Below are 19294 nucleotides of genomic sequence, written 5' to 3' on the forward strand. Positions count from 1 at the left end.
TATCGTGAAGGCGTGCCCCGTCCGCGCGAGTTTGACGAAGCCGACGTTGTCGCCGCCGCGCGCGACGAGTTCTGGACACGCGGCTACACGGCGACATCGGTCGATGACCTGACCAGCGTCACGGGCCTTGGCAAGGGCAGCCTCTATGGAGCATTCGGTGACAAGCACGGGTTGTTCCTGCGCGCGCTCGACGACTACATCACGTCGGCGGTCGACGGGGTGCGCACGCAACTGCGCGACCCCAGGCGCAGCGCCTACGACCGGCTGACCCGCCACATCCGCGCCCAGGCCAAGGCCATCGCCGCCGATACCAGCAGGCGCGGCTGCATGATGTCCAAGAGCGCTGCCGAACTGGCAGCTACCGACTACGCGGTGGAAACGAACGTCGACCAGGCATATGCGGTCTGGCGCGCCGAGCTCGTCGACTGCATCAAGGAGGCGCAGCGTGACGGGGCCATCGACCCTAAACACAACGCGCAGGCCTTGGCGACGACGCTGCTGTCGTTCATGCGCGGGCTGGAGGCGCTGAACAAGGGTGGTGCCAAACCGGCACAGATCAGGGCTGCTGCCGACGAGATGATCGCGCTGATCCCGACAGGCTGAGCGCTCGCGGCGGCTAGTAGAGGACCTTGCGCAGGTTGTCTTCGCTGTAGTACTCGTCGAGTTCGGCCTGGCTGATATCCGTCTTCGTCAAAGCCTTGGCAATCTGCGCCACGCTCGGCACGGCGGTCGGATTCCAGCTCTCCGGCTTCCATGCGTTCGACCGAAGAAATGCCTTGGCGCAGTGGAAGAACACCTCTTCGATGTCGATCTCCAGCGCAAGGATGGGGCGCTTTCCTTCAACCGTCATCGCGTCGAAGTACTCGGCGTCGGCGAGGACACGGGCGGTTCCGTTGATCCGCAGGGTATCTCCGCGCCCCGGGATGACGAACAGCATGCCGACGTGCGGACGCTCCAGCACGTTGAGGTAGCCGTCCACCCGCTTGTTGCCCGGCCGCTCGGGAATCGCGATCGTGGTGTCGTCGAGGATGTGGACGAAACCGGGTGGATCGCCTTTAGGAGACACGTCGACGCGGCCCTGCGCATCGGTGGTCGCGACGAAGCCCAGCGGGGACTGCGCCAACCAGTCCCGCTGAATGGATGACAGCCGATCGCGCACCTTGTTCGCCACGTACTTGTTCGGTTCGCCGACGATTGCCCGGAGCTCGTCGACTGTGCTCACTTCACGACGCATTGGTCCATCATGCCTGGGTCGTTGACAGATGTGGGCGCCCGCAGGCTAGCTGCCGAAGCGCGCGGCGAGCTCGCGGCGATCGATCTTGCCGATGCCGCGGCGCGGTATCTCGTCGACGACGTGAACTTCCCGCGGCGCTGCCGTGGCAGCCAGACTCGAGGCGACGTGTGACCGCAGCTCGGCCACCGTCGGCGCAGCGCAGCCTTGCGCCACTACAACCGCCGCGACCACTCGCTGCCCCAGCCGTTCGTCGGGCACTCCGAACACCACGCACTCCGCCACCGCCGCGTGCGTCGCCAACGCCGCTTCCACCAACTGCGGCAGTATCGTCAGCCCACCGGTGCTGATCGCGTCATCGAGCCGGCCCAGCACGGTCAGCACTCCTGAGTCATCAACGGCGCCAAGGTCATCGGTGCGAAACCAACCGGGCTCCGCGAACGGATCAGGACGCACGGGATTGCGATAACCCTTGGCGAGCGTGGCTCCGCCGAGCACCACCCGGCCGTCGTCGATGCGCACCTGCACGCCGTCGAGCGGAACCCCGTCGTACACACAGCCGCCGGCCGTCTCACTCATCCCGTATGTCCGGACGACGGGAACCCCTGCCGTCAAGGCTCTTTCGCGCAATCCGGCAGGCATCGGCCCGCCGCCGATCAGTACCGCATCCAACGACGCAAGCGCCGCCGATGCATCCACGCCCGACAGTGCCTTGTCCAGCTGCGCCGCCACCAGCGATGCATACCGGCGTCCTGGCCCCATAGACGCTACGGCGGAGACCAATTCGGCCTCGTCGAAGCCGGCGGAGATCGCCACCGGCGCGATACCCGCCACCACGCTGCGCACCAGCACCTGCAATCCGGCCACGTGGTAGGCGGGCAGTGCCAGCAGCCAACCACCCGGCCCGCCCAACCGGTCGTAGGTCGCCGAAGCGCTGGCCGTCAACGCTGACGCGGTCAGCATCGCCCCCTTCGGCTCACCAGTCGTTCCCGACGTCGACACCACCACCGCAACGTCGTCGTCGATTGCCTCACCCCCCCGCAAAGACCTTGTCAGCAAGGAGGTTTGGCGTTCGTCCTCGGCCGGCACCGGAAGCACACACGCACGCCCGGTCAGCGCGTCCTCCACCACAGCCAACACCGACAGCGCCGATGCGCCTGACGGGATGGCGACGGGGCGTAGGACGGCTATTCGGTCTCCTCGGTATCGCGGGGGTCGTCGAGCGGCCAGCCCTTGGCCGACAATCGCTCTCGCACACGCTCGACGTCGTCCCGCGTGGGCATCGCGTCGATGATCTGGGTGATCAGTACGCCGATATCGGCATCGTCGAACTCGCCGAGGCTGTTCAACTCCAACGCGACCGTCTTGACCTCCTCGTCGGTCAACCGCCGCCGCAAGAGAGAGAACAGCGGCACGCGATCTGGGCCTGGCACTCCTTCGGGATAGCCGGCCGTGATCCACGCGACGATCTTGGCCAGAAACCTGGTCACCGAGCCCTCCCCGCGTGTCGCATAGTGGTCTGCCTGTCAACGATCGCATGATGCTAATGCGAACCCGAAAAGCGCGGGCCGAACCTGCTTGGCGAACGTCTTCCGCCATTCGGGTGAACAGTGGATGAACACATTGCTCAGATAGACAAATTGGCTGCTAGACACGCTCTTTCAAAGTGGCTGTGAGTTGTGCATATCGGCCGGTTTGGCCGCAGAATTAGCGCCGTGAACGCAGAGATGATCATCCTGGTGCTGCTGATAATCACGGCACTGGCCTTCGACTTCACCAACGGATTCCACGACACCGGAAACGCGATGGCGACGTCGATCGCCACCGGTGCCCTCAAGCCGAAGACCGCCGTGACTCTGGCCGGCGTCCTGAACCTCGTCGGCGCGTTCCTGTCGGTCGAGGTCGCCGTCACCGTGACCACATCGGTCCTCAAGGTCCAGGACGGCAAGACCGGACACCTCCTCCCGTCGATCGATGCATCGACAGGGCTCACGATCATCTTCGCCGGTCTCATCGGCGGCATCCTCTGGAACCTGATCACCTGGTTGTTCGGCATCCCGTCCAGTTCGTCGCACGCGCTCTTCGGTGGGCTGATGGGCGCCGGCCTCGCCGCGTTGGGCACCGCGGGCGTCAACTGGTCGGGCCTCACTCAGAAGGTGCTGATCCCAGCAGTCGCCGCCCCGGTCATCGCCTGCCTCGTCGCCGCATGCGGCACCTGGTTGGTCTACCGGATCACCCGCAAGGTCGTGGAGAAGCGGCGCGAACAAGGTTTCCGCTGGGGCCAGATCGCCACTGCCTCGCTTGTCGCGTTGTCACACGGCACCAACGACGCCCAGAAGACGATGGGTGTCATCGCGCTCGCACTGATCACCACCGGCCACCTGACCGGTGATGTGAAGGAGCAGGGCCTGCCGTTCTGGATCATCTTCACCTGCGCGGTGGCCATCGGCCTCGGCACCTACATCGGTGGCTGGCGCGTCATCCGCACCCTCGGAAAGGGTTTGGTCGAAATCCAGTCACCGCAGGGCTTCGCCGCCGAAGCGTCGTCGGCCGCCATCATCCTGAGCTCCAGCGCTGCGGGCATGGCCCTGTCGACCACCCACGTCGCGACCGGCTCAATCCTTGGCAGTGGTGTCGGTAAGCCCGGCGCCGAGGTGCGCTGGGCGGTCGCCGGCCGGATGGCCGTCGCGTGGCTGATCACCCTCCCGGCCGCGGGACTCGTTGGGGCGCTGTCGTATTGGCTCTCCGACGGAGTCAAGTCACTCTCGAACTCGGCACTGGCCGGTGACGTCCTGATCTTCCTCATCCTGTGTGGCCTGTCGTTCTACATGTGGTGGCGTGCACAGCAGCAGAAGGTCGACCACCGCAACGTCAACGCCGATTGGGACGACTCGACCAACTCCGTCGTTCCCGCCGAAGTCCGCGAAGCCACCAAGGACCCGGCCGCGGTCTGACCGCCCAGCCGCGACAAGCAAAGGAAACGTTGATGACTTACCTAGAAAGCATCCTCAAGGTGCTCGCCATCGGGCTGGTTCTCGGCGCAGGCCTGCCCGCGGTGTTCGCCTACGGACTGGTGGCCTACTCCAACGGAGCCGGCGGCGACGCAACCGACGGCACCGCAACCGCGCCCAACCCGGCGCTCAAGTACCTGGGCATCCTGCTGTTCGTGTTCGTCGGCTGGGTGATCGTGACGGCGATCTTCTGGATCACCAGGACGACGATCATCCACCACACCGGTATCGACCTCTTCCCCTTCATGCCCAAGAAGTGAGCTGAAAACACATGCCTGAGAACCAGACTGTCCTTGACAACGTGTTGGGCTGGCTGCACCGCGGCTACCCGGAAGGTGTTCCGCCGAAGGACTATTTCGCGCTGCTCGCGCTCCTCAAGCGGACCCTGACGGAGGAGGAGGTGATCAAGGCCGCCCAGTCGATCCTGAAGTCGACCGACTCCGATGAGGTAACCGAAGCCGCCATCCGCACCGCGGTGCAGGCCGTGATCGACAAGGAGCCCAACCCGGAGGAGATCCATCAGGTCGCGTCGCGGCTGGCCTCCGTCGGCTGGCCGCTCGCAACCGCTCGCTGACCTAGTTTCTGGTGTCGCGTCGCAGCGGGTGATTCTCGGGAACCTGCACGAAGATCAGCAGCACGCCGTCGGGATCGACGACATGCAGCTCGTGCAATCCCCAAGGCTCCTGGCGCGCTTCGCGAGCGATCACGACGTCGCGGCCTGCCAACTCCTTCTCGGTGGCGTAGACGTCGCGGACCTGCAGCCACATCGTGCCGCCTGCGCTTGGCGTGCCGTGGCCTGCCAGTTCGATCAGCGACTGGCCGGCGTAAAACACTGTGCCTGCGCCGTAGTCGCGGGCGATGGCCAGGCCGAGGTCGTCGCGGTAGAACCGCAGCGAGCGCTCATAGTCGGCTGGCCGGATCAGCATCCGGCTGGCCAGGATCTCCATGCGTCTGTGTCTATCACGCCGGTCAGCCGATCCGGCGGCCGACACCGTCCCAGTACGGCTCGCGCAACGTGCGCTTGAGCAGCTTTCCGCTCGGCGTTCGGGGCAGCGACTCGGCGAAATCCACCGACTTGGGCAGTTTGAAACCTGCGAGGCGTTCGCGGGCATGGGCGATCAATTCGGCCTCGCTGGGCGACGCGCCGGGCGCCGTCACCACCAACGCCTTGACGGCCTCACCCCACTTCTCGTCAGGCACGCCGATGACGGCCACGTCCGCAACTGCGGGGTGCGTCATCAGAACGTTCTCGACCTCAGCGGGATACACGTTTTCGCCGCCGGAGACGATCATGTCCTTGAGTCGGTCGTGGAGATAGAAATAGCCGTCGTCGTCGACGTAGCCGACGTCGCCGGTCTTCAGCCACCCATCCGGTGTGATGGTCGCAGCCGTCGCGCCAGCGTTGTTCCAGTAACCGATCATGTTCTGGGGCGAGCGCGTCCACACCTCGCCGACAGCGCCGGTCGGCACGTCGGCTCCGGTGGCGTCGACGATCCGCACCTCGACCCACGGGTATGGCTTGCCGCATGACCGCAGCAGCGCGGGCCGACGCTGCGGGTCGTGGTCGGAGCTGTCGAGTTGCGTTATGGATCCAGTGGTTTCGGTCATGCCGTAAACCTGGAAGAACTCGCAACCGAACCGCTCGAGGCCTTTCACCAGAACGTCGTCGGTGATGGGGGAGGCGCCGTAGACGATCGCGCGCACGCTCGAGAAGTCCGTGTCTTCCACGCCCGGGGTTGCGAGCAGCGACTGGATGACAGCGGGCACCAGGAGGATGTTCGTGACGTGGTGTCGCGCAATGCTATCCAGAATGTCGCGGGGATCGACGTCACGCAGCACGACGGTGGTGCAGCCTTCGTACAGGCCGACCAGCGCCCAGCCGGAGCCCGCCATGTGGAACGCCGGCATAACGGCAAGGCTGACGCTGTCGGGTGTCAGCCGCCACTTGTCGGCGATTCCGTGGGATTTGCTGAAGTAGTTGTGATTGCTCAACATGACGCCCTTGGGGGCGCCGGTGGTGCCGGAGGTGTACATCAGGAACGCGACGTCGTCAGGTCCGGTGGTCGCACCGGGGTCCTCGGCGCTGTGGCCGGCCAGCCAATCGTCGAAAGTCGGCCAGCGGCCATGGTTTCCGATGGCGACGATGGTGTGTACCCGCGTCATGCACACCTCGATCGCCTCGATGCGATCGAAGAACTCGGAGCCGACGACGACTACCCGCGCCTGCGCGTCCTCGATGATGTGCAGCATCTCGGGCGCGGCCAGCCGCCAGTTCAGGGGGACGGCCACGGCGCCGAGTTTGGCCAGGCCGCATACGACGTCGAAGAACTCGGCGCCGTTCTTCTCCACGAAGCAGACACGGTCGCCGAAGCCGATGCCGGCTGCCCGGAATGCTTGGGCCACTTGGCTGGACCGCGCGTCCAGTTCGGCGAACGTGAATGTCTGCTCGCCGACCACGAGGGCTACGGCGTCCGGCCGCTTCGCGCCGTGCACGCGCACGATGTCGGCGATGGTCGAGATATCGGCGTGCGGCATGTCAGTCCTTCGGCTGGACGCTCTGCCGTTTCATGATCGCGTCGACCGCTCCTGGGGCCACGCTGTTGAGGGCATGGGCGGTGAGCGCCATCCGCGGAGCGATGCGCACCGGCCGGGTCCGCGCCGCGGTGACCATCCAATCGGCGGCCTCCTGCGCGCTCAGCCCGGGTAGGCCGTCGTACGCACGGGTCGGCGCGATCATCGGCGTGATCACCAGTGGGTAGAACAGCGTCGTCGAATGCACGCCTTGGTCGGCCCACTCCGTTTCGATGACCCGGCTGACCGCGGTGAGCGCGGCCTTCGACGCGTTGTAGACCGCGAACAGCGGCGACGATTCGCTGAGCACGCCCCATGTCGACACGTTGATGATGTGGCCGTTGCGGCGCTCGCGCATGCCCGGTGCCAGGCCGCGGATCAGCCGCAGCGGTGAGTAGTAGTTCAGCGCCATCGTGCGCTCGACGTCGTGCCAGCGCTCGAGTGATTCGGCCAGCGGACGACGGATCGACCGGCCGGCATTGTTGATCAGGATGTCGATCCCGCCGAGGTCCTGCTCGACCTTGGCGACCAGTTCGTCGACGGCGTCGAGATCGGACAGGTCGGCTGCGTGCGCCCGTGCATCGCCTCCGGCGGCGGTGATCCGGTCGACCAGCTGATCCAGCAGGTCCTGGCGGCGGGCGGCCACCACCACGGTGGCGCCGCGGCGAGCGAACTTTTCGGCCGCGGCCTCACCGATGCCCGATGACGCCCCTGTGAGCAAGATCCGCTTGCCCGACAGATCGACCTCGTCGCGGTCGGGCCGGTAGAGCATCAATTGCGGGGCCAGTGGCGGACGCATGCTGGCCAGCAAGATCTGGTCGGCCAACCGCCGCAGCGGGTTCTTACTCACGAATTCAGAGTTTAGGTGGCCTACTATCTGATGAGTTCTCCGCGGCAGGGCGGTCGGTATAGGTATGAATATCAACGGCAAGCTCGACCCTCGTTTTAGTGAAGCGACGGCGCCGGTCGGGTGGCAGGAGGTCAGCGACGCTCTGGCCGCCGCCGAGCTGTATTGGCTCACCACGGTCCCGGGTGACGGGCGACCGCACGTCACCCCGCTGATCGGGGTGTGGGTCGACGACGGCTTCGTGTTCTGCACCGGCGGCGACGAGCAGAAGGCGCGCAACCTCGAGCGGAATTCCAACGTCGCGGTCACGACGGGCGCCAACTCGTGGAAGGACGGGATGGACGTCGTGGTCGAGGGCAGCGCGAAGCGCCTTACCGGGCGTGACACGCTGGTCCCGCTGGCCAACGAGATTCGCGAAAAGTACCACGGCGAATGGGATTTCACGCCGCACGACGACGGCTTCGGCCATGACACCCACATCGCCTACGTGTTCCGTGTGACGCCGACGAAGGTGATCGCGTTCACGAAGTCACCGCACGGCCAGACCACGTTCCGTCCGTAGGCGATTTGTGGAGTTGCAGCCGCGCTCACCGCGGCTCCCGCTCCACAAATCACTAGAAGTAGCGCGGGAACGGCGTCCAGTCGGGTTCGCGCTTCTCGAGGAAGGCGTCGCGGCCCTCCACAGCCTCGTCGGTCATGTACGCCAATCGCGTTGCCTCACCGGCGAATAGCTGCTGGCCGACCAGTCCGTCATCGGTCAGGTTGAACGCGTACTTCAGCATCCGAATCGCCTGCGGCGACTTGCCATTGATCGCCTCGGCCCAGCCAAGGCCCACGGTTTCCAGGTCTTTGTGGTCGACGACTTCGTTGACCGCGCCCATCGCGTGCATCTGCTCCGCGGTATACGGCCGGCCGAGGAAGAAGATCTCACGAGCGAACTTCTGACCGACCTGCTTGGCCAAATATGCACTGCCGTAACCACCGTCGAAGCTGCCCACGTCGGCGTCGGTCTGCTTGAACCGCGCATGCTCGCGGCTGGCCAGCGTCAGATCGCAGGTCACATGCAGGCTGTGCCCGCCGCCTGCGGCCCAACCGTTCACCAGGCAGATCACCACCTTCGGCATGAACCGGATCAGCCGCTGCACCTCGAGGATGTGTAGCCGACCGGCCCGTGCAACGTCGACGCTGTCCGCCGTCTCACCCGATGCGTACTGGTAGCCGCTGCGTCCGCGGATGCGCTGGTCGCCGCCAGAGCAGAACGCCCAGCCACCGTCCTTCGGCGACGGCCCGTTTCCGGTCAGCAACACCACGCCGACATCCGGGGACATGCGGGCGTGGTCGAGTACGCGGTACAGCTCGTCGACGGAGTGTGGCCGAAAAGCGTTGCGCACCTCGGGCCGGTCGAACGCCACCCGCACCGTCGGCCGCAATGCGCCGTCGACGACGTGGCGGTGGTAGGTGATGTCCGTCAGATCGAACCCGTCAACGGGCTGCCACGCCGACGGGTCGAATGGGTTGTCGCTCATGCGTTTACCGGATCGAAGCGAAAGACCGGGCAGCGGCCCGCGAGGGCCTCGAACTCGTCGGGGTTGGGTCCGGTGACCAGGCCGGCGTTCTTCATGAAGCCGACGCCGGTTGGCACCTCGACCGGGAACGCCCTCAGCAGCGGCCGGGCCTCCTCGACGGGGATCTCCACCATGCGGACTCGCTCGACGTTCCGGCCCTGCCGCAGTTCAGCCTCACCGGCGGCACGGGCGTTGGCCGCCCAATCCGAGCCGGGCAGACCGCCGACCACGTACCGCTTGCCGTCGACGGTCATCGGCGTGACGGGCGTCGAACGCGGCTTGCCGGTTTTACGGCCGGGCACGGTCAACACGACCGGGCCCTTGCCGCCGAAACCGAAGCCCAACTTCTGGGCGCCGATCATCACTTTGTTCACGTATTTCAGCCACCACGGCGGGCGGATGCGCGTGTTGTCGGACATAGCGCCGACGCTACGTGATCGTGTCGATCCGAAAAACCGGCAGGCGGCCTGCCAGTCCCTCCAGCTCGTCGGGTGTGCCGTCGGTCAGCACGCCTGCCCGCTTCATCAGCTCCAGCCCGGTCGGCACCAAAGCCGGGAAAGCCCGCAGGACCGGACGGGCCTCGTCCGGCGGTAGCTCGACCATCCGCACCCGTTCGCGGCGGCGCCCCTGCGTGACCGTGGCCTCCTCGGCGGCGCGAACGTTGCTGACCCAGTCAGCGCCGGGATAACCGTTCACCACATAGCGTTTGCCGTCGACGTGCATCGGCGTGATCGGTGTCGAACGCGGCTTGCCGGACTTGCGGCCGGAGACGGTCAGCACGACCGGTGCCTCGTGACGCGAGATCGGCACACCCATCCGCAGCAGCGCCATGAGTACCTTGTTGGCCGGCTTGAGCCATCGCGGCGGCCGGACGCGCTCGGTGCTCATAACTGCAAGCCGTAGCCACTCAGTGCGGTGCATAGCGCATCGCGTCGTTCGGCCGTCGGCAGCGGGTCGACGAGGGCGAAGCCGCAGCCAATCGCGCGGGCACCGCCGTCGGCCTCGTCGCTGTCGCCGACCATCACCGCATGCTCGGCGGCGACACCGAGCCGCGTCAGCGCGGTTTCGAAGATCGCGGCGTTGGGCTTGACCTCGCCGACTTCGAACGACAGCACGAACTCGTCGACGTGCTCATCCGCGCCGATCGCCGCAAATGCGGGGCGGACGTCGAAGGCGATGTTGGACACCACTGCGATCTTGATGCCCTGCTCGTGAAGGGCCTTGAGCACCCGCGCGGTGTCCGGATACGGCGTCCAGGACGACGGGTCGATCACCCGGTCGTAAAGCGACTCGGCGTGATGGTCGGCCAGCCCGGATTCGCGCAGCACATGCAGATAGGCCTCGCGGTGCAGATGCGGCTCCAAATCGCGGTTGATCCACGCGTCGTGAGCCTGCGGTGTCATCTCGACGGACTGGCCGGTCGGTGCGGTCAGTCGGCGCATCAGCTCGGCCTGGACGTGGCCGTCGACCGCACGCTCGTCGACTCTTATCCCCTCGAACCAACTCTCGTCTTCTTCCAGACGAAACAGCGTGCCGGAGTAGTCGAACAAGACGGCCCGGACGCTATCCATTTCTCACCCGAGCGGCTTTGTCTGCCAACACTTCTCGCTCCCGTTCGTTGTCGGTCATTTTCGCGGCGCGGTCGAACTCGTCGGCGGCCTCGACATTGCGGCCCAGCCGGGCCAACAGCTCGCCGCGCACGCTCGGCAATAGGTAGGACTCGTCGAGACCCTGGATCTCGTCGACGATCCCTAATGCGTCTGCAGGCCCGGAAGCCATCGCCACCGCGACGGCTCGGTTCAGCTCGACCACAGGGGACGGGGCCACCTGCAGCAGCCCGTCGTACAGCAGGACGATGCGGTTCCAGTCGGTGTCGGCAGAAGTCGGCGCTGTCGCGTGGCATTCGGCCAGCGCGGCCTGCAGCCCGTACGGACCCCAACCAACTCCCTTGTGCTGCAACGCATTAGCGGCGCGCTCCAATGCGGCGATCCCGCGCTGGATCTGCGCGCGGTCCCACTTCGTCCGGTTCTGCGCTTCCAGCAGGATGGGCTTGCCCTCGGCGTCTGTGCGCGCCGCGAACCGCGACGATTGAAACTCCATCAACGCCACCAGCCCGTGCACCTCAGCCTCGTCGGGCACCAGCGCGGCCAACACCCTGCCCAGCCTCAGCGCTTCGCTGCACAGCTCGTCGCGGATCCAGCGTTGTCCGACCGAGGCCGAGTAGCCCTCGTTGTAGATCAGGTAGATCACGCTCAGCACCGCGGATAGCCGCTGCGGATACTCCGATCGATCCGGCACCTCGAACGGCACATTGGCGTCGGCCAGCGTCTTCTTGGCGCGGGTGATCCGCGCCGCGATCGTCGCTTTCGACGTCAGGAACGCGCGGGCGATCTCTTCGGTGGTCAGGCCGCCGACCACCCGAAGCGTCAACGCGATCTGCCCTTCCCGCGACAGCACCGGGTGCGCCGAGATGAACACCAGCCGCATCACGTCGTCGTCGATGCGATCGGGATCCCATGCCTCGTCGACCTTCGTCTCGAGGTCTCGCGCCAGCGTTGCGTACTTGCTGTCGAGGTTGTCCTGCCGGCGCCAGAGGTCGATCGCCTTGCGCTTGGCCACCGTGGTCAGCCACGCGCCGGCATTGCGCGGCACACCGGTTTCCGGCCATTGCGTCAGCGCGTCGACCAGCGCCTCCTGCGCGAGGTCCTCGGCGAGCCCGATATCGCCGACGGCCCGCGTCAGCGTCGCGACGATCTTGGCCGCCTCCATCCGCCACACCGCGTCGATGGTCTGCTGAAGATCGGGCACGTGCCCATTGTGCCGGGTCCCTTTTTATGCCGAGCAGACGCAAATGTCCCCGACACGCCGAGGAAATGGAGCACTTTGCGTCTGCTCGCGCAGCAAAGTTATGTCATGACGCATCGGCTTGTTGCCGCGTACCGGGACGGCCGAAAAGCCTTCCCGCACACGATGCTCAATCCGTACGCGGGCGTCGGCGATCGCACCGCGGCCCGCCTGTGGCGGTTGGGCTGGCAGCGCGCCGCCGAGGATCACCGCGGCGTGCCCAGCGAACAAGAGCGGATAAACAGGCTGGCCGCCGAGATCGACGCGCTTCTGGACTAGCGCGAAACTCAGCCGACCGCTCGGCCTGCACCCTCCCAGAACTGCGCACGCACCGACTTCTTGTCCGGCTTGCCCAGCGCGGTCACCGGCACCGAGTCGACGACGATCACCTGCTTCGGCGACTGCACCGAACCCTTGCGCTCCTTGACCGCGGATTGGATCTCCGAAGTCATCCGCGCCACCGCTTCCTCGCTGCGATCGGCGTCGGGCCGCAGCACCACCACCGCCGTCACCGCCTCACCCCATTTTTCGTCAGGGGTGCCGATCACGCACACCTGCGCAACAGCGGGGTGTTCGGCAACCACATCTTCCACCTCGCGCGGGAACACATTGAAGCCGCCGGTGACAATCATGTCCTTGGTCCGGTCGACGATGTACCAGAAACCGTCCTCGTCTTCGCGGGCCAGGTCGCCGGTGTGCATCCAGCCGTCGTGGAACGTTTCAGCGGTGGCCTCCGGCAAATTCCAGTAGCCGCCGCACAGCAGCGGACCGGAAACACAGATCTCGCCGACCTCACCCTGCGGCACCGGCTTACCGTCATCGCCCAACAACGCGGTCCGGGCGAACAGCGTCGGCCGACCGCACGACGTCAACCGCTTCTCGTCGTGGTCGCCCTTGGCCAGATACGTGATCACCATCGGGGCCTCGGACTGGCCGTAGTACTGGGCGAAGATCGGCCCGAACCGGTCGATCGCCTCCTTGAGGCGCACCGGGTTGATCGCCGAAGCGCCGTAGTACACCGTCTCCAGCGACGACAGGTCGCGAGTGCGCGAATCCGGGTGATCCATAAGGGCATACAGCATCGACGGCACCAGCATCGTCGCGGTGATGCGCCGCTCCTCGATCACGCGCAACACCTCGGCAGGATCGAACTTCGGCAGCACGATCATCTCGCCGCCCTTGACGATCGTCGGCACGAAGAACGCCGCACCCGCATGCGACAGCGGCGTGCACATCAAGAACCGAGGCCGCTCCGGCCACTCCCACTCGGCCAGCTGAATCGTCGTCATCGTGGTAATCGAGCCGACGGTGCCGATCACGCCCTTCGGCTTGCCGGTGGTGCCGCCGGTGTAGGTCAGCCCGCCGATGTGGTTGGGCGCCAGGTCGGCGGCCACCAACGGCTTCGGCGAGTACTTAGCAGCTTCGGCGTTAAGGTCGACTGCCACACCGGCCAGCGCCTCGGGCACCGGCCCGATGGTCAGGATGTGCTTGAGCGACGGCACCTTCTCCAGCAGCCCGAGTGCTCGCTCCACGAACATCGGCACCGGGTCGATGATCAGCGCGGTGACCTCGGCGTCGGACAGCACATACGCGTGGTCGTCCAAGGAACCGAGAGGGTGTAGTGCGGTGCGACGGTAGCCCTGTGTCTGGCCGGCGCCGATGATCATCAGCACTTCGGGCCGGTTCAGCGACAGCAGGCCCACTGCGGCGCCGGTGCCCGCACCCAGCGCCTCGAACGCCTGAATGTACTGGCTGATGCGCTCGGCCAGCTGACCGCCGGTGAGCGTGGTCTCGCCGAGGAACAGCACCGGCTTGTCCTTGTTTCGCTTCAAGGCTCCGACAGTGAGGTGGCCGGAATGAAGGGGATGGCGCAGCAGTTCGCCTGACGAACGCTCGCGTGAGGAAGCATCGACCTGAGTCATGACGTCCAGACTAGAACGTGTTACAGAAACGGTGGTTCTTGCCCTACCCCGCGAGCGCCGAAACTGTATTCCGGCAGGCCCTCACTCGGACTTCTTCTGCCGGAATACAGTTTCGGCACGCTGGGTATCAGCGGCCGGCGGCCTTGCGAGCCTGCTCGGCGACCTTCTCAGCAAGGTCCGCGCGCCACTGGATCTCCTTTTCGATCCACGGGTTGTCCTGCGGGAACTCCTCGGCTTCCGAAACCCGCCGCACCTCGAGCTTGACGCCGGGTCCCAGCGGGCACTTCTGCGCCCACTGCTTGGCCTCTTCCTTCGACGACACGTCGAGCATCCAAAACCCGTTGAACAGCTCCTTGGCCTCCGTGTAGGGGCCATCCGTGACGACCGGCGGGTCGGAGCTGAAGTCGACGACGAAGCCCTCGTCGGGTCCGGTCAGGCCCTCGCCTGCCAGCATCACGCCGGCCTTGATGAGCTCCTCGTTGTAGCGGCCCATCGACTCGATGACCTCGCTGAAGTCGATGTCGGCGTCCTGGAAGGCCGCCTCGGCCTCGGGGGTGACCCGCATGATCAGCATGTAACGCGCCATTGTTCTGTCTCCTTCTATCTCTGGTGGAAGGGGCCCGACTCATTCTTGTTTAGGTGGGCCCTCGCAACTACGTCGAACGGCAACCCTCCGAAATCGACACGAGGACCAAAATTTCTTCAAATTTCTTTTCGGGCTGACAGGATGGCCCAATGTCAGCCGCTGACCTGGTCATTTTCGGGACGGTGCTCACCGTCGACGAACGGCAACCCACCGCGGAGGCGATCGCGGTGTCCGACGGCCGGATTGTCGCGGTCGGTGACCGCTCGGACCTCGAAGCCTGGGTCGGGCCAGACACGCAACGCGTCGACATCGGCGACGGCTGCGTGATGCCCGGACTGGTGGAAGCGCACGGCCATCCACTGGCGGAGGCCATCGTGCTGTCGGACCGCATGGTCGACATCCGGCCGGTCACCATGCGCGGCGCCGACGACGTCGTCAACGCGATCCGGCGCGAGGTCGCCAACCGCGGACCAGAAGGCGCGTACCTCAACGGTTGGGACCCGCTGCTGCAAGAGGGCCTGCCGGAACCCACATTGGCCTGGCTCAACGGCATCGCGCCCGACACCCCGCTGGTGATCATCCACAACTCCGGCCACAAGGCCTACTTCAACTCCACGGCCGCCACCCGCGCAGGCCTGACCCGCGACACCCCGGACCCCAAGGGCGCCAAGTACGGCCGCGACGCCAACGGCGAACTCGACGGCACCGCCGAGGAGACCGCCGCGGTGTTCTCCCTACTGGGCGGCGCCATCAAGCCCAGCGAGTATCCGGCGATGCTGCACGCCGAACTGGGCAAGCTCAACAGCGTCGGGCTCACGACATGCTCGGAGATGGCGTTCGACCCGGTGTTCCGCCCGGTGCTCGAGCAGATGCGCGATGAGCTGACCGTGCGGCTGCGCGTCTACGAAATCTCCACCGCACAGATGACCACCGATGCGACGCCCGATAACGGCGACGACATGTTCCGCCAGGTCGGCATCAAGATCTGGGTCGACGGATCACCATGGATCGGCAACATCGACCTGTCCTTCCCGTATCTGGACACCGACGCGACAAGGACCATCGGCGTGACGCCGGGATCATGCGGTCACGCGAACTACACCCGCGAGCAGCTCAGCGAAATCGTCGGCGCCTTCTTCCCTAAAGGCTGGCCGATGGCCTGCCATGTCCAGGGCGACGCCGGCGTCGACACCATCCTCGACATCTACGAAGAGGCCCTGCAGCGCTGGCCTCGCGATGATCACCGGCTGCGCCTCGAGCACGTCGGCGCGATCAGGGACGACCAACTGCAGCGCGCCCACGACCTCGGCGTCACCTGCAGCCTGTTCGTCGACCAGATCCACTACTGGGGCGACATCATCGTCGACGGCCTGTTCGGTCCCGAGCGCGGAACCCGCTGGATGCCATGCGGATCCGCGGTCAAGACGGGGATGCGGATCTCGCTACACAACGATCCGCCGGTGACGCCCGAGGAACCGCTGCGCAACATCAGCGTCGCGGTGACGCGCACCGCGCCGAGCGGTCGGGTGCTGGGGCCGCAAGAGCGGCTGACGGTCGAACAGGCCATCCGCGCGCAGACCATCGATGCGGCATGGCAGCTGTTCGCCGACGACATCATCGGCTCGCTGGAGGTCGGTAAGTACGCCGACATGGTGGTGCTCTCGGCCGATCCGCGATCGGTGCCGCCAGAGGAGATCGCCGACCTCGAGGTGCGGGCGACGTTCCTTGCGGGCAAGCAGGTCTACGGAGGATGACGCGGCCGGCCGCCGACGCCAAGGGCTTTCGGCCGCAGGTGTCGGGGCTGGCAGCCACCATGACGGTGGTGGCGATGGGCCTTGGCTACAGCATCACGGCCGCCGATCCGACGATCCTGTCCGCCAACATCTCCGAAGTGCGTGCGGGACTTGGCATGTCGTCCGGCACCGCGAGTTTCGTCGCCAGCCTGGCGACGTTGACACTGGCCGCGGCGGTGCTCGGCGCGGGCGCGCTCGGCGACCTGTACGGCATGCGGCGAATGTTCACCGTCGGCCTTTTCGGTGCGGTGGTGTTCGGTGTGCTCGCCGCGGCGGCGCCGAACACCGCGGTATTGATCGGCGCCCGCGCGGGGGCAGGCGTGGCGTTCGCGTTCCTGCTGGGATTATCGCTGGCCCTCATCAACGCGGTCTTCCCACCGGAGCGCCGCGCGGGCGCGATCGCGCTGTACCTCGGCGCGGGTTTCGCGCTGACGACGCCGATGCCGGCACTGGGCAGCCTGCTGGCCGAGCACGTGGGTTGGCGCATCGGTTTTCTGGTCGCGCCAGCCGCAGCGCTGATTGCGCTGGCGATCGTGTTGCGGTTTGTGCCTGAGACACCGCGAACGCCGCGACGGCTCGACCTGGCAGGTCTCATCCTTGTCGCCGCGGCCCTGCTGTCGCTGGTGTACGGCATCTCCCAGTTGCAGAACGGTCTGCACGCCGGTGCGTTCGTTCCGATCGGGGTCGGAGTCGTCGCCGCGGTCGCGTTCGTCGTGCGGGAGACGCACACGCCGGACCCGGCGCTGGACTTGCGCATCTTTGGCTCGGGCCGGTTCAACGCCGCGATCACCGCTGGGGCGACGTTCAACTTTCTGACCGGCGGGTCGACGATCCTGTTCGCCTTCTATCTCGTCACCGTGCGCGACCAGTCACCGGCGCTGCTCGGCCTGCTGCTCGTTCCTGCCACGGTGTTGCAGGCGTTCGCGGCGACGGGATCCGGTCGCGCCGCAACACGATTCGGCGACCGCACCGTCCTTGTCACTGGTCTGCTCTTGCTTCTGGCCGGGCTGCTGATGCTGACCACCGTCGACGAGAACACGTCGATGCTGGTGTTCTTCGTCGTGGTGGCGTTGAACGCCGTCGGCGGAGCGGTGGTGCAGACCCCGCAGTCGACGATCATGATGTCCAGCGCCCCACCGGATCTCGGGGGCTCAGTGTCTGCGGTCAAGGCCGCCATCGGCCAGGCGGGGTATTCGTTGGGCCCGGCGCTGTTCGCCGTTGTCGGTACGACGCTGTTCACCCACGACGCGATGCGCGGACTCGCCGGCTCCGACATCACCCTCGCAGAAGCCCGCGAGGCACTGCGCGCCGCGCACGGCACTTCGGTTGCGTCGACCGGCGGGGTGAATGTCATTGACCCGCAACGCGCAAGGGAAGTCGTCGAGGGCGCGACAGAGAGCATGATCCACGCGATCCACACCCTGAGCCTGATCATGGCGGCGGTACCCGTCGTCGCCATCCTCCTCGCCCTGATACTGCTGCGACCCAGGACCGAACAGGAGCCGTGATGTCTGAACCTTCGCCCCATCGGCATGCCGCAACCCCGCCGCATCGGCACGTCGCGCCGAATCCACTGGCGACGATCCGCACTCCGCGCTTCTGGCTGGCGCCGATCGTCGTCTCGGTGACGGTGTTCTCGGCCCTGGCGCTGTTGTATCTGGCCGGCATCCTCAACCCGACGACGAACCTGCGGCACTTTCCGGTCGCCGTCGTGAACGCCGACGCAGGACCCGATGGCAAGCAGATCGTCGACGGGCTGGTGTCCGGGCTGAACCGCGACGAGTTCGACGTGCGGGTGCTGTCAACCGACGAAGCGAACACGCAGTTGGACAGGGCGCAGATCTACGGGCTGGTGCAGATACCGTCCGACTTCTCGGCGAAACTGCAGGCTCTCGGCCGGGATGCGCTGCGGCCCGGTCAGGTGACCCGGCCGGTCATCACGATCTCCACCAATCCCCGGGCCGGCGAGTTGGGATCGAGCATCGCCGGGCTGACGTTGGCCAAGGCCGTCAGCGAGGCCAACACCAAGATCGGCCAACAGTTGTCGGGGCAGGTGGCCAAGGCCAGTGGCGCACCGTTACCCGGCGGGGTGTCGCTTACGCTTTCCAGTCCCGTCGACATCCAAGCCAATGATCACAATCCGCTGCCCAACGGCACCGGCAACGGCCTGTCGGCGTTCTATTACGCGCTGCTGTTGTTGCTCGCGGGCTTCACCGGCAGCATCGTGGTGAGCTCACTCGTCGACTCGATGCTGGGCTTCGTGCCCTCCGAGCTTGGCCCCATTTACCGGTTCGCCGAGCAGGTCCAGATCTCCCGGTTCAGAACGCTGCTCGTGAAATGGGGGCTGATGGCCGCGATGGCCCTACTGACGTCGGCGGCATACGTCGGAATCGCCAACGCGCTTGGCATGCCGATACCAAACGGTTGGACGCTGTGGGCCTACGGCGCGTTCACCATCGCGGCGGTCGGCATCACATCGACGTCGCTGATCGCGGTGCTGGGTTCGGTTGGGCTGCTGGTGAACCTGTTCATCTTCGTCATGCTGGGCTTACCGTCGAACGGCGCCACCATCCCGCTGGAGGCGGCGCCCCGGTTCTTCGGTTGGCTGGCGAAATTCGAACCCATGCACCAGGTCTTTCTCGGCGCGCGGGCGCTGCTCTACTTCGACGGCCGCGCCGACGCCGGGCTGACGCGAGCGCTGGTGATGACGGCCATCGGTTTGGTGATCGGCGTGGTGATCGGCGGGGTCGTCACCCGCATCTACGACCGGCGGGGACATCAACGCGCCCACGCTGCCGACGACCCGCAGCGAGCCCGGGTTTACGCGAAAGACGACTGACGCGGCGGCGGAACATGGCACGCTCTGGGGCATGTCCGACCTGCCTGAACCTCGCTTTCTCGACGAACGAACCGCCCACTGGGCG

At 66.2% G+C, this 19294-nt stretch carries 22 protein-coding genes; 9 read left to right on the top strand and 13 right to left on the bottom strand.

The features are described from left to right. Positions 1–12: 12 nt before the first annotated feature. On the top strand, positions 13–603 hold the full coding sequence (locus VFH65_RS05855) for a TetR/AcrR family transcriptional regulator (protein ID WP_353320207.1): 591 nt from the start codon (positions 13–15) through the stop codon (positions 601–603). 13 nt (positions 604–616) lie between these two features. Here the strand turns inward: VFH65_RS05855 and VFH65_RS05860 are convergent, their stop codons facing one another. From VFH65_RS05860 to VFH65_RS05870, 3 genes are read right to left on the bottom strand one after another with little or no spacing between them, the layout of a single operon-like run. Next, complete coding sequence (locus VFH65_RS05860; RefSeq protein ID WP_353320208.1) at positions 617–1234, bottom strand: pyridoxamine 5'-phosphate oxidase family protein; 618 nt, start codon at positions 1232–1234, stop codon at positions 617–619. A 45-nt stretch (positions 1235–1279) separates the two neighbouring features. Beyond that, on the bottom strand, positions 1280–2371 hold the full coding sequence (menE, locus tag VFH65_RS05865; RefSeq protein ID WP_353320209.1) for an o-succinylbenzoate--CoA ligase: 1092 nt from the start codon (positions 2369–2371) through the stop codon (positions 1280–1282). A gap of 47 nt (positions 2372–2418) precedes the next feature. Continuing rightward, positions 2419–2721 carry a DUF3349 domain-containing protein gene (locus VFH65_RS05870; RefSeq protein WP_353320210.1) on the bottom strand — a complete coding sequence of 101 codons (303 nt, stop codon included), beginning with the start codon at positions 2719–2721 and terminating at the stop codon, positions 2419–2421. A 225-nt stretch (positions 2722–2946) separates the two neighbouring features. On the opposite strand from VFH65_RS05870, the gene VFH65_RS05875 reads away from it, so the two are divergent. From VFH65_RS05875 to VFH65_RS05885, 3 genes are read left to right on the top strand one after another with little or no spacing between them, the layout of a single operon-like run. Next, positions 2947–4185 carry an inorganic phosphate transporter gene (locus VFH65_RS05875; RefSeq protein ID WP_353320211.1) on the top strand — a complete coding sequence of 413 codons (1239 nt, stop codon included), beginning with the start codon at positions 2947–2949 and terminating at the stop codon, positions 4183–4185. 32 nt (positions 4186–4217) lie between these two features. Next, positions 4218–4502: a hypothetical protein gene (locus VFH65_RS05880; protein ID WP_353320212.1), complete on the top strand. Its 285-nt coding sequence runs from the start codon at positions 4218–4220 to the stop codon at positions 4500–4502. A gap of 11 nt (positions 4503–4513) precedes the next feature. Beyond that, positions 4514–4816 carry a DUF3349 domain-containing protein gene (locus tag VFH65_RS05885; RefSeq protein ID WP_353320213.1) on the top strand — a complete coding sequence of 101 codons (303 nt, stop codon included), beginning with the start codon at positions 4514–4516 and terminating at the stop codon, positions 4814–4816. Position 4817: 1 nt separating this feature from the next. On the opposite strand, the gene VFH65_RS05890 is transcribed toward VFH65_RS05885, so the two are convergent. The 3 genes from VFH65_RS05890 to VFH65_RS05900 are packed head-to-tail and all read right to left on the bottom strand — an operon-like array spanning position 4818 to position 7663. Beyond that, entirely contained in the window at positions 4818–5189 is a 372-nt protein-coding gene (locus VFH65_RS05890) for a VOC family protein (protein ID WP_353320214.1), read from the bottom strand. A gap of 22 nt (positions 5190–5211) precedes the next feature. After that, the gene (locus tag VFH65_RS05895) at positions 5212–6777 is read right to left on the bottom strand and encodes a long-chain-fatty-acid--CoA ligase (RefSeq protein ID WP_353320215.1); all 1566 of its coding nucleotides are present in this window, start codon (positions 6775–6777) and stop codon (positions 5212–5214) included. A gap of 1 nt (position 6778) precedes the next feature. Further along, entirely contained in the window at positions 6779–7663 is an 885-nt protein-coding gene (locus VFH65_RS05900) for an SDR family oxidoreductase (protein WP_353320216.1), read from the bottom strand. Between the two features lie 64 nt (positions 7664–7727). Here VFH65_RS05900 and VFH65_RS05905 point away from each other — a divergent pair, with 64 nt between their 5' ends. After that, positions 7728–8222, top strand: coding sequence for a pyridoxamine 5'-phosphate oxidase family protein (locus tag VFH65_RS05905; protein ID WP_353320217.1), 495 nt, complete (start codon positions 7728–7730; stop codon positions 8220–8222). A gap of 52 nt (positions 8223–8274) precedes the next feature. Here the strand turns inward: VFH65_RS05905 and VFH65_RS05910 are convergent, their stop codons facing one another. From VFH65_RS05910 to VFH65_RS05930, 5 genes are read right to left on the bottom strand one after another with little or no spacing between them, the layout of a single operon-like run. Next, positions 8275–9186, bottom strand: coding sequence for a 1,4-dihydroxy-2-naphthoyl-CoA synthase (locus tag VFH65_RS05910; protein WP_353320218.1), 912 nt, complete (start codon positions 9184–9186; stop codon positions 8275–8277). Continuing rightward, on the bottom strand, positions 9183–9644 hold the full coding sequence (locus VFH65_RS05915) for a nitroreductase family deazaflavin-dependent oxidoreductase (protein ID WP_353320219.1): 462 nt from the start codon (positions 9642–9644) through the stop codon (positions 9183–9185). Before VFH65_RS05915 ends, VFH65_RS05910 begins: the two co-directional genes overlap by 4 nt. A gap of 10 nt (positions 9645–9654) precedes the next feature. Continuing rightward, positions 9655–10113 carry a nitroreductase family deazaflavin-dependent oxidoreductase gene (locus VFH65_RS05920; protein WP_353320220.1) on the bottom strand — a complete coding sequence of 153 codons (459 nt, stop codon included), beginning with the start codon at positions 10111–10113 and terminating at the stop codon, positions 9655–9657. Next, complete coding sequence (locus tag VFH65_RS05925; RefSeq protein WP_353320221.1) at positions 10110–10796, bottom strand: HAD family hydrolase; 687 nt, start codon at positions 10794–10796, stop codon at positions 10110–10112. Before VFH65_RS05925 ends, VFH65_RS05920 begins: the two co-directional genes overlap by 4 nt. Next, positions 10789–11994 (bottom strand): RNA polymerase sigma factor, encoded by a 1206-nt coding sequence (locus tag VFH65_RS05930; RefSeq protein WP_353320230.1) that lies wholly within the window; start codon positions 11992–11994, stop codon positions 10789–10791. The genes VFH65_RS05925 and VFH65_RS05930 overlap by 8 nt, the downstream gene beginning before the upstream one ends. Positions 11995–12138: 144 nt before the next feature. Here VFH65_RS05930 and VFH65_RS05935 point away from each other — a divergent pair, with 144 nt between their 5' ends. After that, positions 12139–12348, top strand: a complete 210-nt coding sequence (locus tag VFH65_RS05935) for a hypothetical protein (protein ID WP_353320222.1) — start codon at positions 12139–12141, stop codon at positions 12346–12348. Between the two features lie 8 nt (positions 12349–12356). On the opposite strand, the gene fadD8 is transcribed toward VFH65_RS05935, so the two are convergent. Together fadD8 and VFH65_RS05945 are read right to left on the bottom strand one after the other, a co-directional pair. Further along, positions 12357–13991 (bottom strand): fatty-acid--CoA ligase FadD8, encoded by a 1635-nt coding sequence (gene fadD8 / locus VFH65_RS05940; protein WP_353320223.1) that lies wholly within the window; start codon positions 13989–13991, stop codon positions 12357–12359. A gap of 127 nt (positions 13992–14118) precedes the next feature. Beyond that, positions 14119–14577 carry a YciI family protein gene (locus VFH65_RS05945; RefSeq protein ID WP_353320224.1) on the bottom strand — a complete coding sequence of 153 codons (459 nt, stop codon included), beginning with the start codon at positions 14575–14577 and terminating at the stop codon, positions 14119–14121. Between the two features lie 149 nt (positions 14578–14726). Between VFH65_RS05945 and VFH65_RS05950 the strand changes: the two genes are divergently transcribed. The 3 genes from VFH65_RS05950 to VFH65_RS05960 are packed head-to-tail and all read left to right on the top strand — an operon-like array spanning position 14727 to position 19209. Further along, positions 14727–16331: an amidohydrolase gene (locus VFH65_RS05950; protein WP_353320225.1), complete on the top strand. Its 1605-nt coding sequence runs from the start codon at positions 14727–14729 to the stop codon at positions 16329–16331. Then, the gene (locus VFH65_RS05955; protein ID WP_353320226.1) at positions 16328–17878 is read left to right on the top strand and encodes an MFS transporter; all 1551 of its coding nucleotides are present in this window, start codon (positions 16328–16330) and stop codon (positions 17876–17878) included. Before VFH65_RS05950 ends, VFH65_RS05955 begins: the two co-directional genes overlap by 4 nt. Then, the gene (locus VFH65_RS05960; RefSeq protein WP_353320227.1) at positions 17878–19209 is read left to right on the top strand and encodes a YhgE/Pip domain-containing protein; all 1332 of its coding nucleotides are present in this window, start codon (positions 17878–17880) and stop codon (positions 19207–19209) included. Before VFH65_RS05955 ends, VFH65_RS05960 begins: the two co-directional genes overlap by 1 nt. The last annotated feature ends 85 nt before the right edge of the window (positions 19210–19294 follow it).

Origin of the sequence: Mycobacterium sp., from assembly GCF_035697385.1 — a bacterium.
Lineage (GTDB): Bacteria > Actinomycetota > Actinomycetes > Mycobacteriales > Mycobacteriaceae > Mycobacterium.